This window comes from Propionivibrio sp. (assembly GCF_049316945.1).
Classification (GTDB): domain Bacteria; phylum Pseudomonadota; class Gammaproteobacteria; order Burkholderiales; family Rhodocyclaceae; genus Propionivibrio.
On sequence record NZ_JBMOJE010000043.1, the window covers coordinates 1 to 16,203 of the forward strand.

16 protein-coding genes and 1 pseudogene are annotated in these 16,203 nt (G+C 56.9%); 6 read left to right on the forward strand and 11 right to left on the reverse strand.

What is annotated here, in order from left to right:
- Positions 1–130: 130 nt before the first annotated feature.
- Complete coding sequence (locus ACOYNV_RS11485) at positions 131–655, forward strand: YkgJ family cysteine cluster protein (protein ID WP_422899916.1); 525 nt, start codon at positions 131–133, stop codon at positions 653–655.
- Positions 656–827: 172 nt separating this feature from the next.
- The gene (locus tag ACOYNV_RS11490; protein ID WP_422899917.1) at positions 828–1,217 is read left to right on the forward strand and encodes a hypothetical protein; all 390 of its coding nucleotides are present in this window, start codon (positions 828–830) and stop codon (positions 1,215–1,217) included.
- 405 nt (positions 1,218–1,622) lie between these two features.
- Here the strand turns inward: ACOYNV_RS11490 and ACOYNV_RS11495 are convergent, their stop codons facing one another.
- The 7 genes from ACOYNV_RS11495 to ACOYNV_RS11525 form a co-directional block, all read right to left on the reverse strand.
- Positions 1,623–2,633 (reverse strand): tyrosine-type recombinase/integrase, encoded by a 1,011-nt coding sequence (locus tag ACOYNV_RS11495; protein ID WP_422899918.1) that lies wholly within the window; start codon positions 2,631–2,633, stop codon positions 1,623–1,625.
- Positions 2,630–3,613 carry a tyrosine-type recombinase/integrase gene (locus tag ACOYNV_RS11500; protein WP_422899919.1) on the reverse strand — a complete coding sequence of 328 codons (984 nt, stop codon included), beginning with the start codon at positions 3,611–3,613 and terminating at the stop codon, positions 2,630–2,632. The genes ACOYNV_RS11495 and ACOYNV_RS11500 overlap by 4 nt, the downstream gene beginning before the upstream one ends.
- Positions 3,603–4,868, reverse strand: a complete 1,266-nt coding sequence (locus tag ACOYNV_RS11505; protein WP_422899920.1) for a site-specific integrase — start codon at positions 4,866–4,868, stop codon at positions 3,603–3,605. Before ACOYNV_RS11505 ends, ACOYNV_RS11500 begins: the two co-directional genes overlap by 11 nt.
- Positions 4,869–5,561: 693 nt before the next feature.
- The gene (locus ACOYNV_RS11510; protein ID WP_422899921.1) at positions 5,562–6,089 is read right to left on the reverse strand and encodes a DNA-deoxyinosine glycosylase; all 528 of its coding nucleotides are present in this window, start codon (positions 6,087–6,089) and stop codon (positions 5,562–5,564) included.
- Positions 6,089–8,005 (reverse strand): molecular chaperone HtpG, encoded by a 1,917-nt coding sequence (gene htpG / locus ACOYNV_RS11515; protein WP_422899922.1) that lies wholly within the window; start codon positions 8,003–8,005, stop codon positions 6,089–6,091. The genes ACOYNV_RS11510 and htpG overlap by 1 nt, the downstream gene beginning before the upstream one ends.
- Positions 8,006–8,246: 241 nt before the next feature.
- Complete coding sequence (gene greB / locus ACOYNV_RS11520) at positions 8,247–8,807, reverse strand: transcription elongation factor GreB (protein WP_422899923.1); 561 nt, start codon at positions 8,805–8,807, stop codon at positions 8,247–8,249.
- A gap of 74 nt (positions 8,808–8,881) precedes the next feature.
- The gene (locus ACOYNV_RS11525) at positions 8,882–9,202 is read right to left on the reverse strand and encodes a hypothetical protein (protein ID WP_422899924.1); all 321 of its coding nucleotides are present in this window, start codon (positions 9,200–9,202) and stop codon (positions 8,882–8,884) included.
- A gap of 241 nt (positions 9,203–9,443) precedes the next feature.
- On the opposite strand from ACOYNV_RS11525, the gene ACOYNV_RS11530 reads away from it, so the two are divergent.
- Positions 9,444–9,632 (forward strand): AzlD domain-containing protein, encoded by a 189-nt coding sequence (locus ACOYNV_RS11530; RefSeq protein WP_422899925.1) that lies wholly within the window; start codon positions 9,444–9,446, stop codon positions 9,630–9,632.
- A gap of 26 nt (positions 9,633–9,658) precedes the next feature.
- The gene (locus tag ACOYNV_RS11535; RefSeq protein WP_422899926.1) at positions 9,659–9,877 is read left to right on the forward strand and encodes a DUF465 domain-containing protein; all 219 of its coding nucleotides are present in this window, start codon (positions 9,659–9,661) and stop codon (positions 9,875–9,877) included.
- Here the strand turns inward: ACOYNV_RS11535 and ACOYNV_RS11540 are convergent.
- The 3 genes and pseudogenes from ACOYNV_RS11540 to ACOYNV_RS11550 all read right to left on the reverse strand — a co-directional run bounded on the left by ACOYNV_RS11540 (position 9,835) and on the right by ACOYNV_RS11550 (position 11,480).
- Positions 9,835–10,086 carry a hypothetical protein gene (locus ACOYNV_RS11540; protein WP_422899927.1) on the reverse strand — a complete coding sequence of 84 codons (252 nt, stop codon included), beginning with the start codon at positions 10,084–10,086 and terminating at the stop codon, positions 9,835–9,837. The genes ACOYNV_RS11535 and ACOYNV_RS11540 overlap by 43 nt on opposite strands.
- Before the next feature lie 46 nt (positions 10,087–10,132).
- Positions 10,133–11,139 (reverse strand): annotated as a pseudogene (locus tag ACOYNV_RS11545) (inorganic phosphate transporter).
- Complete coding sequence (locus ACOYNV_RS11550; RefSeq protein WP_422899928.1) at positions 11,127–11,480, reverse strand: DUF47 domain-containing protein; 354 nt, start codon at positions 11,478–11,480, stop codon at positions 11,127–11,129. Before ACOYNV_RS11550 ends, ACOYNV_RS11545 begins: the two are co-directional and overlap by 13 nt.
- 391 nt (positions 11,481–11,871) lie before the next feature.
- Between ACOYNV_RS11550 and ACOYNV_RS11555 the strand changes: the two genes are divergently transcribed.
- Positions 11,872–12,684 (forward strand): hypothetical protein, encoded by an 813-nt coding sequence (locus ACOYNV_RS11555; protein ID WP_422899929.1) that lies wholly within the window; start codon positions 11,872–11,874, stop codon positions 12,682–12,684.
- A gap of 147 nt (positions 12,685–12,831) precedes the next feature.
- Complete coding sequence (locus ACOYNV_RS11560) at positions 12,832–13,713, forward strand: hypothetical protein (protein ID WP_422899930.1); 882 nt, start codon at positions 12,832–12,834, stop codon at positions 13,711–13,713.
- 146 nt (positions 13,714–13,859) lie between these two features.
- Here ACOYNV_RS11560 and hypF read toward each other — a convergent pair whose 3' ends face one another.
- The gene (hypF, locus tag ACOYNV_RS11565) at positions 13,860–16,169 is read right to left on the reverse strand and encodes a carbamoyltransferase HypF (protein ID WP_422899931.1); all 2,310 of its coding nucleotides are present in this window, start codon (positions 16,167–16,169) and stop codon (positions 13,860–13,862) included.
- Between the last annotated feature and the right edge of the window lie 34 nt (positions 16,170–16,203).

Genomic DNA, 16,203 nt, shown 5'->3' on the forward strand with positions numbered 1-16,203 from the left:
GTGGCCGCAACCAGACAATGCGGAGCTAAAATATGTCATCGGGGTTTGCCGAGGTGTTCATGCGTCAATGCTGCTGTCTTCGGCCTGGAAGAATGCTCGAATCCGCAACTGGCACAATGACTGAAGAAATATGACCTCGCTTTCCCAACTCCATTTGGATATTGAAGCACGCGTACAAACCATCCGGGAGAATCGCCCCGGTTGGTTGTGCGCGAAGGGTTGCGACAGTTGTTGTCGGCGGCTCGCCGAAGTGCCTCAACTGACTGCTGCGGAATGGGACTTGCTGCGCGTGGGCCTGGCCGCGCTGCCGTTGGAACGACTTGAAGAAATTAGCCGGGACATGGCTGCCCTGGCTGACCAGCGGTCGCGCCCTGTCGTCTGCCCCCTACTGGATACGTCTTCCGGCGCCTGCCCGCTGTACGCCCAGCGTCCGGTGGCCTGCCGCACCTATGGCTTTTACGTGCAGCGCGACAAGGGGCTGTATTGCAACGAGATTGAATCCCGCGTAGCGGATGGTGCATTGGCCGATGTAGTTTGGGGCAACCAGGATGCCATTGATCAGCGGCTCACCGGTCTGGGCGAAAGCCGCATGTTGACCGATTGGTTCGATCGTTGGGAGAGTGGCAATTTCCTCCAAACGCCCATACTCATTTAACGCGTTCAGTTTCTGACGGGGCAGAATCTTGCAAGTTCGCCAGCGCTGAACTAATTTGGAATAATGGGAATTGGATTTGATGGAAGGCTGGGTATCGTGTCTGGCCTTGATTTTGTCAACCAGCGGCCAGCAAAGACGTTGAGAGGATATTCGCAATAAAAGGAGTGTTCCCATGAAAAACAGCCTCAGAAAATTGGTAGCCACCGGACTCGTTGCGATCATGGCTGTTCCGCTTTGCGCTACAGAGGCGTTGGCGGGCGGTTTTCACAATGGATACGGCCACAATAATCACGGCGGTGGTCACGGCAATTACTACAGCAGCAACCAGATGTGGGCGGCGGTAGGAGTAGGTGTGCTCGGTGGTGCGCTTATTGGCGCGGCGGCGGCCCGGCCGGCTCCTGTTTATTATCAGGAGCAACCGACGGTTTACCTACAGCCGCCAGTCTACGTTCAGCGACCCGGTTATGCTCAGCCGCCTGTATATGTTCAACCGCCTGTTTACATACAAGCGCCACCGGTTTCATATTTACGATATGACCCAGGGTGTGGCTGTCTTCGCTAAGGTTGGAAATAAGGGATCCGCGAATAACTTGAATGCCCTATGTTTTCCAAAGCGACCCTGAATTTTCTCGACGAACTGGCAACCAACAACAGCAGGGCGTTGTTTGAGGCCCCGGGTAAAGAAACGTTCCACCAGCGGAGCGAAGCTTGCAAGGGTGGTCATGGCAGATACTCCCAGCGGTGTTCGAGCCGGCGCATTGCCTCGCGCATCAACTCCGGCGAGGCACGTAAGTACCAAAAATGTGCAGCAGCACATTTTTGGTATTAGATACAGAAAGTTGTTATGTGCAGTTCTCTCTCCAGGCCCTTGATTACAAATTAGACCGGTTGGCAATACTCAACATAATTCTTGGGCCGGATGTGGGGGCCCCCGGTTAGTAAACGGCATAGCGTGACCTCGGCAGCATTACAGCGATTGCAGCCACTCGAGCAGCGTTTTGTTCTGCTTCCAGGACGGAATTTTGGGGAGCGCGCCAACGTCGGCGACTTTCTCGAGCGCCTTTCGTTTCATCTCAAGGTTTGCCCGTGCGTAAATCTCAGTCGTTTTCACATCCACATGCCCTAAGAAGTCGCGGATGATTTCAAGGGGGACGCCACTCTGCAGGAGATGCATTCCCTTTGTATGCCTCAAAGTGTGCGGGCTCACCGGCTGGGTGAAGCCCGGGTGATCGCGCCGTAGTCGTTGCACATACTTTTGCAGCAGATAGCGCACGCCCGAGCGTGATAAGCGTTCCCCCTTTCGATTCTGGAAGAGCGGCTTGTCAGCGTGTTCTGGACGATCCAGATCGTGCTCACGTAGATGCTCGCGCAGCAGTTCGACCGTCGGGTCCATCAAGGGCACGGCGCGCATCTTGCGCCCCTTGCCCATGAGCCGCATCTGTGCGGGCGGATCCAGGCGCACATCGCCGGCGTTCAGGTCGATCAACTCCTGCACTCGAGCGCCGATGTCGTAGAGTACGCTCAACATGACTGCATCTCTGCGGCCCGCATGTGTATGCAGATCGGGTTGCGCAAGGACCTGCGCGAGATGCTCTTTGGAGAGATATCCGACGATCGGATGCGCATGCCGCTTCAGAGGAATAGCCAGGATCTGCTGGCACTGCAGCAAGCGCTCCGGCACTTCGGACTGCACGTAGCGGAAGAACGCGTGCAAAGCAGCGAGGCGATGGTTTTGCGTTTGGATTGTGACATGCCGGTCGTTGGCCAAGTGATCGAGGAACGCCTCCACAAGGGAGGGGTCGATCTGCACCAGAGATAGTCGTTCCAGGGCGATGCCGCGCACGTCGCGACAGAACCGCAGCAGTAGCGTGAACACATCGCGGTAGGCCTTGATGGTGTTGGGGCTCAGGTTGCGCAGAGCGGCCAGGTAATGCGTCAAGAAGTTGGTTACGTGCACGGAGAAGTCGGTCGGTTTCATAACTTAATCCTCCGCGGGATGACATCGCCAAAGGCGGCGTTGGTACGCGCCGTGATCTGCGGATACAGCTCGACAATCAGATGCAGATAGTGCTGCGTTCCGGCAAGCGACCGATGGCCCATATAGGTTGACAGCACCGGGAGCTTCGCATTGAGGTCTGCCCCCTCGCGGCACCAGCGTAGCAGGGCATGGCAGGCAAATCCGTGGCGTAGATCATGGATGCGCGGCCCCTTGCCTCTGCCGGCGTGCCCGATCTTGCATCGCAGCAGCAGTTGCCGGAATACCGCATACACACCTCCAAGACTTAACGGGCCGCCGGAGGGCGACGGAAAGAAGTACGCATCGGCTGGACGATCTCCCATGCTTTTGGCGTACTTTTGAAGGCGCTGCACTAACGACAAGGCGGGAGGCACCAGGCGATCCTTGCCGAATTTGCCCTTACGCACCGTCAGGATCCCTTGGTCAAGGTCAACATCAGCCATGCGTAGGTGCAACACCTCCCCGAGCCGAAAGCCGCAGCCATAAAGCAGTCGGAATACTTCGGGCATGATGAGGTGGCGCAGCGGTGAGTGCGCAGTTGGTGTGAGCTGATCAGCCGCGTGGAGCAGTTGTTGTACCTCGGCCTGTGTCGGGATCCGTGGTGAGAAACTGGTGCCGCACTTTGCCGCCAGCGAACGCTCCGGCACATCGGCGGAGTAGCCCAGCCGGCACATGTACTTGGCGAATTGACGAACAGCGCAGATGCGCTGCCACTGTGTTCCTGCGCTCTCGTGAGGTCGTTTGGCGAGCCACTTGCGGTTGATGGAGCGGGGTAGCTCGCACTGCGATAGCGCCTCATCGCATAAGAATCGATCAAATTGCGCCAGTATCCGAGCCGTTCCATTGTATGGGTAACCACACGCCCGTTTCTCCCTAACAAACTGCTCCAGCAGTGAGCCAAGAGCACTCTGGAACTGCGCTTTGAACTCTCTATTCGACATGAGGCACCTCCTCGGGGTCCAACGCAGCAGTGCGCAAGGTTTCCACGTCGGCCTTCGCGTAGATCAACGTCGATGCCGTCGTTGCATGCCCCAGGATCTCAGAGATGACGTGAATCGGTGTCTGCTCACGCAGGAGTGTCGTTGCCAGCGTATGGCGCAGCGAATGCAGGCCGTGATGTTGTTTGCTCCGAAAGTGGATGCCGGCAAGTTCTTTCCAACGCGTGACGGTGCGGTAGAGGCCGCTTGTCTCGCTGAACGGCAAAAAGGGCGGCTTCAATGTGAGAAACACCTCGCGTTGGTCGCTCTGAGGGCGGCCTGATTTCAAATAGTCAATCAATGCCTCGCCGACTTCTTCGGTTAATGGCAAACACAGTGGCGCCAGTGTTTTCAATTGAGTAATCTCTATGGTGGCCGTTTCCCACTTCAAATCATCGAGCCGCAGCGCTCGAATATCCTCCCCTCGTAATCCCAAGCGACATGCAAGCAGGAGCATTGCGTAGTCGCGCTTGCCGATGGGCGAACTACGATCCACTGCATTGAGCAGTTGGACCAAGATCTCTGGGTCCCACACTGATGGAATTGTGGCATCTCGTGGCACGCGGATCGTCGGTAACACATAACGGAGATCCCGCTGCAGGATTCCTCGCAGCAGAAGAAACTGCAGAAAGCTGCGCACATCGGACACAATCCGCGAGACCGTCCTGGCTGTCAGACGATGTTGTGAGATAACGAACTCACTGAGATCGGCCGGCTGCAACTGATTGAGAATCGTGGTGCCCCTCAAGCGTAGGAAATCCGCGAATATTGCCAGCTCTCGCATCCGTTCGCGAAGGGTGCTCGGCCGAAGATGAAGGCGATCTCTGCAGTATTGTTCGTATTCTTGTAGTGGCTTTTGCATGAGCGCCGGGATTTGGGTCTGTCGCATATTGATGCGGGGGCGCTCAATGCATCCGTCACGCGCGAAGTCTCCAAGCGCTTTGAGACTGAACACAACGTGCCGTCGCCACCCGTCGCTTGGCTTGAGGCATTCGCCCTCACGGCTCTGATACGCGTTCGAAAAACGTGTCGCTAAATCCTCCGAGTACATATCTTCCAGCTTTATCTCGTGAGAAAACGCCACGAGCTGCTGCCAAACTTTGCGGTAGCGTCTCAGCGATCTTCTGCTATAGCGAACCTTCTCCAGCTCGCTTAACGCGAGTGCAACAAGCCGATCCAGCGGCAACGTGATTGCACTTTGATTCTTGGACAGATCCATGATTAACCTCCTGAACAAGGGCGACCGCGATGGCCGCCGGGGGGTAAATTATTAAACTTTTATGTGCTGTAATCAAACTCTAATGTCTTGCTTTTAAAGCAATTTCGCTGGCTACTCTACATAACGCTCCACTGTATCTAATACCAATGTGTATCTGCGATGTGGGCGTGGCCGAGGTAGGCAGACAGGACTGACTGGCAGGTGGCGCTCTGGATCCTGGTCAGACCGATACCACTTCAAGAGCGTATTCGTTGCGAATCGATGACGCAGGTCATGCAGGCGTGGCCAGTGACTGTCGGCGACGCCGCCCAGAGCGATCTGCATGGATAACGCAAAGAAGGTTCGATGAATATCTCCCTCATCGAGGCGATTGCCCCAGTTGGAAACGAACAAGTAGGAAGATATCGACCTTCACGCCTAGTGACGATTGCGTCGGCCGATGTGATCTGCGAGCACTTTGCAAGTCGAGGGATGCAAAGGCACGAGCCGATCCTTTCCAAACTTGGCGCCGAGGATCGTAAATACTTCAATGTGTTCAGTAGCAGATGCCGCCAGCCGATTGCAGCAAGTCGCCCGACCCGGCGCGTTGCGAGCAGCATCAGAAGGTGCGTGAATTGTGCAAAGATAAAGTAGGCCCGGAACACCGCCACTGCCTGCGTAACAATCTGTCGCTAAAAAAGTAGCCGCGAACGATTAACGTATGATCGGCTCGCTCAGCCAGGCCGCACGCCATAACTCGAGCTTGCGCTCGAAAGCCAGTGTGTAGGCCGGGCTAGTCGAAGGCAGCACACGAGTATCGTAGCCTTGCTCAAGAAACCAGCGTTCGAGCTTGCCTGAAGTCTTGCCGTTGAAACAAATACGCCGCAATTGCGGCGTATTTGCTTTGAGCCAGGAAAAATCGTTCAACTGAGGCGCCTCGATGGCCGAGTCGAGAGCCCCTTCGCGCATGCAGGAACGATAAACATCCCACACGCCGATGCGCTGCCGCAACAGGCAACGTTGCTTTTTCTCGTAATCGAGATGTAAAAACGGTTCGCCGGTCAGTGCCGCCAGCAGCCGCCAGAACTGGTTCTGGCGGTGGGCGTAATAATGCTGGGCAGCCAGCGAAGCGGGAGAAGGAAAGCTGCCTAGAATCAACGTTTCCACACCCGCATCGAGAATCGGTGGAAGCCCGTCCAGCATGACGGGTGGCAGACCCGAAAGCAGCCTGCCACTGGCCATTACTTGCTGCCGGAAGAGAGCGCCAGCATCAGATCGTTGATGCGCTTGACGAAGCCGGCCGGATCATCCAGCGTTCCGCCTTCGGCCAGTGTTGCCTGCTCAAGCAGCAGGTTGGCCCAGTCGTCGAAACTGCTTTCTTCGTACTTCAGGCGCTGCACGGCCGGATGCTTCGGGTTGATTTCGAGAATCGGCTTGGTGTCCGGCGCCTTTTGCCCGGCTGCCTTGAGGATGCGCGCCAGATTGCCACCGAGATCGTGTTCGTCAGCGACCAGACATGAGGGCGAATCGGTCAGGCGATGCGTCACGCGCACGTCCTTGACCTTGTCACCCAGCGTGGTCTTGATCTTGTCGAGCAGTTCCTTGTACTCGTCGGCGGCCTTCTCGGTTTCTTCCTTGTCGGCGGCATCTTCCAGTTTGCCAAGATCAAGCCCGCCCTTGGCCACCGACTGCAACGGCTTGCCGTCGAATTCGGTCAGGCTGCCGGTCACCCACTCATCCACCCGCTCTGAAAGCAGCAGCACTTCGATGCCCTTCTTGCGGAAGATTTCGAGGTGCGGGCTGTTCTTTGCGGCGGTGAAGGTTTCGGCGGTAACGTAGTAAATCTTTTCCTGACCTTCCTTCATGCGCGACACGTAATCGGCCAGCGAAACCACTTCTTCCGGGGTATCGAGGTTGGTCGAGGCGAAGCGCAGCAGCTTGGCGATGCGGTCCTTGTTGGCGAAGTCTTCGCCGGTGCCTTCCTTGAGCACGCGACCGAATTCCTTCCAGAAGGTGGCGTATTTTGCCTTCTCTGCGGCATCCTCACTGTCGGCCAGCCCTTCGAGCAGACCGAGCACCTTTTTCACGCAACCGCCACGGATGGTATCGATGTCGCGCGATTCCTGCAGGATCTCCCGTGAGACATTAAGCGGCAGATTGTTGGAATCGACGATGCCGCGCACGAAGCGCAGGTAGACCGGCATCAATTGCTCGGCGTCGTCCATGATGAAAACGCGGCGCACATACAACTTCACGCCGTGGCGCGCACCGCGATCAAGCATGTCGAACGGGGCTTTCGACGGGATGTAGAGTAGCTGGGTGTATTCCTGCTTCCCTTCGACCTTGGCATGCACATAAGCCAGCGGGTCGTCGAAGTCGTGCCCGACGTGCTTGTAGAACTCCTTGTACTGCTCTTCGGTGATTTCCGACTTGGGACGCGCCCACAGGGCCGAGGCCTGATTGACGGTTTCGTCTTCGTCGCTGGTGATCTGTTCGCCCTTCTCCTGATTCCATTCCTCTTTCTTCATGAGGATCGGCAGGGTGATATGGTCCGAATACTTGCGCACGGTCTGCTTGATCTTCCAGCCGGAAAGGAATTCGTCCTCACCTTCACGCAGATGCAGCGTAACTTCCGTACCGCGCGTCGCTTTTTCCACCATTTCGACGGTGAATTCGCCTTCGCCCGCCGATTCCCATTTGACCGCCTGGTTGGTTTCCAGACCGGCACGGCGGGAAATCACGGTGACCTTGTCAGCAACGATGTAGGAGGAATAAAAACCGACACCGAACTGGCCGATCAAATGGGCATCCCGGGCCTGATCGCCGGTCAGCGCGGAAAAGAACTCGCGCGTGCCCGATTTGGCGATGGTTCCGAGGTGTTCGACGGCTTCATCGCGCGAGAGACCGATGCCGTTGTCGGAGATGGTCAGCGTGCGTGCTGCCTTGTCAAAGGACAGGCGGATTTTGAGGTCGGAATCATCAGCATAAAGCGTGGCGTTGTTCAGCGCTTCGAAGCGCAGCCGGTCGCAGGCGTCAGAGGCGTTGGAGATCAACTCGCGCAGAAAGATTTCCTTGTTGCTGTACAGCGAGTGAATCATCAGATTCAGCAGTTGTTTGACTTCGGCCTGAAAGCCGAGTGTTTCCTTGTTGGCGCCCATTGATTACTCCGTGAAAAAAACGTTGGTCTGATCGATGCGAAGCCACAGGTTCAGTGAAGATGATCTGCGGTCTATGTCGCGACTAAAAAACCGGGAGCGCATGCACACCCGGCGATGGGGCGGTAGATTGGGGCAAGCCGGGCTATTTCAAGGCCTGCTGAAAAAGCACATGATGAACCGACAAGATCAGGAGGCGAACATGGCTTTCAGCCAGGTTCAATGCAGTTGCGGCAGAGCACACTCATGGCTCGATACTACGATAGTCAATTTCAAGCACCTCAACTTCCCGCCAACCGGCCGGACTCTGGAAACGCACACTGTCTCCCTCCCGCGCCTTGAGCAGTGCTCGCGCCAGTGGCGACACCCAACTGATTCGTCCACGCGCGAAATCTGTCTCGTCGACACCGACAATCTGATAAACCTGTTCAATCCCCTGCTCATCGCAGAGGGTGACAGTTGCGCCAAAAAAAACCTGATCCGGATTTTCCTGCCGTGCCGGATCGACGATTTCCGACAGATCAAGCCGCTTGGTCAAAAAGCGGATACGCCGGTCAATCTCGCGCAGACGCCTCTTGCCGTAAATGTAATCGCCATTCTCCGAGCGATCGCCATTCAAAGCGGCCCAATGCACAGCCTCGACAACTTGTGGACGATCGGTACGCAGCAGGTGGTCAAGTTCCTCCTTGATCCGTGCATACCCTCCCGGCGTGATGTAGTTGCGTGTTCCCTGCGGAAGCTTCAGCTCCGGCGCAAGTTCATCCTCATCATCGCCGTCACCGTCTCTGATAAACGCCTTGCTCATGAAGTAGCACCGGCAAATTCAATAGAAACGGCGCAGGACGAAGAGCCTGCGCCGCATTGAAAGACATCGACGCATCAATAACCGATATTGAACGCCTCAACATCAACATGGATGGTATCGCGCCCTAGCGCCAAGGCCGTGTAACGAGCAAACTGCGTTGCCCATGTCTTGCCATCGATGAATCGTTGTTCGCCGCCAAAACGGGCAACGTTAAGTATTTTGTCGATAATCAATAACTTACCCATGGGGTTGGTGGGCTCGCATTTCAGATCCACGAATTCTATGCTGAACCAGCGGCGAGCCTCCTCCGGCGAACTATCAGCAAGCTCAGCTTGAGTGAACTTATATTGGTATTGTCTATCTTTACCAAACGAAACGGTCACGTGATAAAGCATTTGCCTTCTCCAGCAAGTTTCAAGGGGTACATTCTCTTCTGCCTATTCTATTCTCAAAAGTCCCCAAATGACGCAAGTCTCGAATGCGCATACTCAATTAATTGACGGCATGCACGCTGTTGCATGGGGATAATCACTTTCGGAATGGTCTGCGCCGCAACGGCCATCATTGAATGCCGGACTTTTCGGTAAGCTGGGCCAGCTTTGCCGGATCAGCACATTTGTTACCAGAAGCATTTTCATGCTGATCGCTGTCGTCCTCCCAGGGCGATTGTTTTTTCCCGGCGGTACGCCTACCATAGAACCCGATACACCCCGCCACGTGGCAGCCACACTGGCTCTTCTGATAGCCTGGCGGACACTGCGCGTATTGTGGTCTGTGATTCTTGGCATTTGCGCCATGCGAAGGTTACAGATTCTTGTGCGTTAGACGAATACCAACCAACGGATATTTGAATGATGCTGACCGAAGAAGAAACAATCAATGCACGCGCCACCTTGAATGAGCTCCAGGTGGAACACCGCGATCTCAATCTCATCATTGAGCACCTGGTGAGCACCCCCTTGCCCGAGCAGGATCAGTTGCTGGTCCATCGCCTGAAGAAACGAAAACTACTGCTCAAGGATAAAATCTACCAGCTTGAAAGAATGCTGGTGCCTGACATCCCGGCCTGACCAGGTGCCCCCATCGCCATGAGCAGCCGCAGATTGCGGCCCAGTAGCCAGCGAAAACCTCGGGCCAGCATGACAGTCGCCATCAGCACGCCGGCCAGAGCAAGCCGCAAGAACAGCATGGTTGTCAGATCAACGCCGTCGGCGTAGGCAACCCTGGCAACAATCGGCATGGCGCCGAAACCCGGGGCAGAAAGGAATAATAACAACAAGCCGATGAGGCGCCGGCGAGGCGGGTGAAACGACCTCGCGGTCATGTCAGAGGAAGAAGCGGCCAAGATACCAAAAAACAGCAGCAATCACGGCGCTACAGGGAATCGTCAGCACCCAGGCCCAGACAATACTCCCCGCGATACCCCAGCGGACAGCTGACAGCTTTTTCGTTGCGCCAACTCCGACAATGGCGCCGGTTATCGTATGCGTAGTCGAGACAGGAATGCCCAACGCCGTTGCCAAAAAGAGCGTTATCGCGCCACCTGTTTCTGCACAAAAACCACCCACCGGTTTCAGCTTTGTTATCTTCTGCCCCATCGTTTTAACGATGCGCCAGCCACCAAACATGGTACCCAGACCGATTGCGGTGTAGCACAGGATCACCACCCACATTGGTAAGGGATCACTGGAATTTGAGATGCCCGAAGCTATCAACAACATCCAGATGATGCCCATTGTCTTCTGCGCATCATTCCCGCCATGCCCCAAGCTGTAAAGGGAGGCCGACACCAACTGCAATCGCCGGAACCACTTATCCACCCCGCGCGGCGTAACCCGTCTACAAGCCCACGACACCAGAAGCATCATCAGCGACCCGAGCAGCATGCCCAGCATTGGTGAAACCAGAATAAAAACCACCGCCTTGATTAGGCCGCTGGCAATCAGCGAACCGGGGCCAGCCTTGGCGAGAGCTGCGCCCACCAGCCCCCCGATCAGTGCATGTGAGGAAGAAGACGGGATTCCGTAATACCAGGTAATTATGTTCCAGGCGATGGCACCCACGAGCGCGCCAAAGACAACATAGTGATCAATGATTGCCGGATCAATAGTCCCCTTGCCAACCGTTGTCGCCACCTTGAGCTGGAAACAAATATGGCTACTACGTTGAAAAATGCAGCCAGCAACACCGCTGTCTGCGGTCGCAAAACCCGGGTCGACACTACGGTCGCGATCGCATTGGCCGCATCATGAAACCCGTTCATGAAATCGAAGGCAAGAGCCAGAACAACCAGAAAAACAACGACGCCCAAGCTGATGTTCAGAGTTTCCATGGACAACGCCGATCAGGAATTTTCGAGGACGATACCGTATGCGCAACATCCTGTATCAGATCGATGATGTCATCGAGGCTGGTAATCAGCTGATGAATTTCGTCGCGATCAAGCGGTGTAATGAATGACTTGTGCAACTGCCGCATCGTCTCGTGGGTTATTCCATCGGCACGATTTTCGATAACATCGATGATTTCGCATTGCTTGGCCGCATCTTCATCGGATTCGTTTAGAACCGAAAGCAATGCGACCAGAGCCTGACTTCCCAGCACAATCTGCTCCGCATGCGCATTGAACAGATCAAAGAACTTGCCCTCTTGGGGCATAAAACGTGCGAACATAAAGGCTGTAACCCTTGTGAATGCTAGGTTTGCGTGTTAGCCAGTTTTGGAAGCATCACAGAAACACCTCCAAAATAAACCGACCAGCGCGGTCAGAAGGCCGGGATTCTATCGCCTAAGTACTTTTGAAGGATTCTTCGCTTCAATCTCGTCCCCCTTCATTCCCGATCTTTCCACCTACGCCCGCTCTCGCCTCTCGATTTACCCTTCGGTAACTGGGTGCTCGATATTTCTGCATACGATCGTGTCCCTCCTGCAAACCTGAGTGAATTTCGCGGTAGCGACTGTCGTAGGCAGCCGTCAGTGATGAGGTAGTCTGAGGTAAGCTTGATCCATTGTGCGTTTGCGTCCTGATCGCTCTCAGGAATGCCAATCATTTTTTGGGTTATACATGAACAAACTGAATACGGAGTTACAGCGGCTTTATGCCCTTCACGGCCAGCAATTAGACGATAGCGCCGAAAGTAGCCCGGACGGTAAGGCTCGCGCCATGGTCGTGGATTTCGAAAGGGCTGCCGACTGGGAACAGGCGGCAAAGCTCTATCTGGCTGTACAAAACGACTTGAATTTGCCGGCGCCGGCAGTTTCAGTTTCAGGGCTAAAGGGCTACGGGGTTTGGTTTTCTCTCGAGGAGCCTGTCCCTGTAGCGCAGGCACGGATCTTTCTCAATGCGCTCCGCCTGAGCTACCTGGTCGACATTCCAGCCGCTAATATTGGCCTCCGTCCTGATGCATACGAGCCTGCTCCGGCAATTCAGGCCGTAACCAATCTACCGCCCTCCCTGAATATCCTGAACGGGAAATGGTCGGCATTCATTGACCCGAGCCTGGGCAGCATGTTCATTGATGAACCATGGCTGGAAATGTCACCGAACATGGCTAAACAGGCGGGCATCCTGGCGGGGTTGGAAAGCATTAATACCGAGGATTTTCAGAAGGCCCTGATCCTTCTCCAGACGCAAGCTACGGCGGATACACATCCCGGATTACCTCCTGTAGCATCTTCTGCCGCAATACAGAATCAATCTTCCACCCTGTGCGGCAGTGGTGCTGGTCGCTACGAGCTAACTCTGAATGCGGGCAAGGATTACAGCGATCCGGAAAGCTTTCTGCTGGCGGTAATGAATGATCCGACGGCAAGCGCTGGCCACAGAATCGCGGCTGCAAAGGCACTGTTGCCATATTTTCCCAAGAAAATCATCTGACCGTTTTGGCCACATCGAGCGTACCCGGCTTATTCATGATTTGCGCAAATAGTGTAGGTACCCTCAAACAACAGAACCGTTGCTGAGCGATGCCATCGGAAGGGCAGGGCACATTCGATGACTCGCTCAAGGAAGGCAAATCAGACGATGCAATCCAGAACGTTTGCGCACAAGCGGGAAAATCCCTTGATTGTTCACCATGCCCCGTGTCCAGATGGCTTTGGCGCGGCCTACGCCGCCTGGCTCCACTTCGGAGATGAAGCGGAGTACGTCGGCGCCGACTATGGCAGTTCCTCGGAATTGAACGTGCAAGGGCGCGAGGTCTACTTGCTGGATTTCAGTTTCCCACGGCCTCGGCTCGAAGCCATGAGGAAAACGGCCAAGTCCCTGGTCGTTCTGGACCACCACAAGACGGCCCAAGAAGACCTGGAAGGTTTTCCCGGTGCCATTTTCGATATGGCCAAGAGCGGGGCGCGTCTTGCCTGGGAGTATTTTCAACCCGGCAAGCCGCTTCCAAAACTCCTGGCCTATGTCGAAGACCGCGACCTGTGGAACTGGAATCTGCCCGAGTCAAACGATTTCCTGGCTTACCTGGACACGCTGCCCTTTGATTTCAAGGTGTGGGATGACTTGGCCCATCTCGGCGATGACGAGTTGAGCGACATCCTGATCATCGGCCGGCACATGAACGTCAAGTACGACAACCTGGCCGCCATCATGGCGGAAGACGCAGAACCGGTTCACTTCTGTGGGGTGAGGGGGTCGAAGCTCAATGCCCACTCATTATTTACCAGCAAGGTTGGCGAACTGCTTTATCTGGCCAATGGGACATACGCCTTGATTTGGCGTATCGAGAAAGGTCTGCTGAAAGTGAGTCTGCGCGCCAGAAAAGACACCATCAATGTGGCCGAAATGGCGCGGCACTTTGGTGGTGGCGGACATGGCGCGGCAGCGGCCTTCAGGTTGTCGCTAGGGACTCCAGAGTGCGATGCATTCATGGCCAAGTACATAGTGGGATCTGGCGAGTGAACTTACCAAATTTGCGTAAGAGTTTTTCTCCAATGTCTGGCTTCGCCCATCACCTCGTCTCGTTGTAGCGCCCGTAGCGGGGAGGGTGCCGCGCAGGTGCCCTCGCTGCTGATTCCATTACTTTGACGGGGAGTGCAAGGCACATTTCACGACTCCAAAGATTCAATCGCGACCCAGGCCTGCCCGAGGGCAATGCCGGCATCGCCAGGTGACAAGCGGACTGGCGCAAGAACGGTGATACCGCGTTGTTCAAGGCTTTGCCGCAGATGGACGGACAGCAGGGCGTTGTGAAAGCAGCCGCCGCCCCACGCCGGTGTCGTAATGCCGCTAGCCTTCGCTGCGCGCTCTACCCAGTCGGTTAAAGCAGCTACCAGCGTGGCGTGGAAGCGGGCGGCGGCCTGATCCACATCGGCGGCCCCATCCAGCGAGGCGAGCAGGGGCAGCAGATCGAGCTGTCCTTTACGGTCGATGATCCATCCGTTGTCCAGCGCTGGCGGCCAGCCATGAACCTCGATGTGGCGTGTCGCCGCCTGTTCCAGCAGGATGGCTGCCTGCGCTTCGTACTTCATGTGCGAACACAGGCCGAGCAAACCGGTAGCAGCATCGAAGACGCGGCCCATGCTGCTGGTGCGCGGGCAGTTGGTGTTACGTTCGAGCATGTTGGCGACGATGCCGGCACCGGCTTCCGGGATGTGGGCGCTGATCTCGACATTACGGCCCTGCTCGTGCAGCACGGCTGCCGCCATGCGCCACGGCTCGCGGGCGGCACGGTCGCCGCCGGGCAATGGCAAGGGTCTGAGATGGCCCAGACGTGCGCACTGCGCGCCATCCACTTTCAGCAATTCACCGCCCCACGCTGCGCCATCCGGTCCGAGGCCGACGCCGTCCAGCGCCAGTCCAAGCAGCGGGCCCCGCCATCCATGCTCGGCGCAGACGGCGGCGATGTGCGCGTGATGATGCGCCACGGCGACTGTCGGAAGCCCGTGCCTGGCGGCAAAGGCGATGGCGGCGCGCGTGCTGTAGTAATCCGGATGCAGGTCGTGCGCGACGATGGCGGGTTTGACTTCGAGCAAGTCAAGCATGCGCTCGACGGTTTCGTCGAAGAAGTCACAGGTCGCGGCGTTGTCGAGATCGCCGATGTGCGGCGACAGAAACGCCTCGTTGCCACGGGTAACGCAGACGCTGCTCTTGAGATGCGCACCGAAAGCCAGCAGTGAAGGCCCGGTCTGCGGCAAGCGGATGGCGGCGGACGAGTAACCCCGGCTGCGCCGGATGAATTGCGGACGCTGATCGAGAATGCGCATCACGCTGTCGTCGCAGCGGCAAACAATTTCTCGATCATGATCGAGAATGGCGTCGGCAATGCCGGCCAGCCGTGTCAGCGCTTCGGCGCCAGTGCGCACAATCGGCTCGTCAGCCGGGTTGGCGCTGGTCATCACCAGAACCATAGCCTGCGGCGCCGCCAGCCAATGATTACCGCTCGGCCGACCCGCCGCATCATGGAAAAGCAGAAAATGGATGGGGGTAGTTGGCAGCATGGCACCCAGCCAGATCAGGCCGGGCGCCACGCCGGGCAGCGCCGCAGCGCAATCGGGCTGGGCGCGGAGCAGAACGACCGGGCGCTCGCGGCTTTCCAGCAATGCCTGTTCCTTTTGCGAACTTCTGGCGTAGGGCGCCAGGCTCGCCACGTTGGCGGTCATCACCGCGAAAGGCTTTTCTTCCCGGTTCTTGCGCCAGCGCAATTGCGCCACCGCTTCGCCATTGCGCGCGTCGCAGGCCAGATGGAAGCCGCCAAGTCCCTTGATGGCGACGATGGCGCCCGACTGCAACAGGCGCAGGGTTTCCGCAATCGGGTCGCCGGCGATGGCTTGGCCTTGACCATCGATCAGCGACAAGCGGGGACCGCAGAGCGGGCAACAGGTCGTTTCGGCATGAAAGCGACGGTCGGCGGGCGATCCGTATTCACTTGCGCATTCCGGGCAAAGAGGAAACGGCGCCAGGCTGGTTTGCGGCCGGTCGTAGGGCAGGGCGCGCGTTACCGTATAGCGCGGGCCGCAGTGCGTGCAGGTGATGAAGGCGTGGCGCCAGCGGCGGTCAGCCGGCTCGAACAGCTCGGCCAGACAGCCCCCGCACACCGCCACGTCGGGGCCGATGGCGGTCGTGCTGAGCGCTCCTCCGGCACTTTCGACGATGCTGAATTCGGCCTGCCCAACAGGCGCGGCATCATTGGCATGCACGGAGTCAACGCGGGCCAGCGGCGGCGCCTCGGCGCGCAGGCGTTGCAGCAGTGCGTCAACCTGGGTTGTTGCACCTTCGGCGGCAATTTCGACGCCTTCGGCATCGTTGCGCACCCAGCCGGTGAGCTTCAGTTCCTGCGCCAGACGCCAGACAAAAGGCCGGAATCCTACCCCCTGGACGATCCCGGTAACGCGGATGCGACGAGCGATGGGATTCAAGGGAGTCGTCGGCGGTTGTGATGAAATGCTTGAA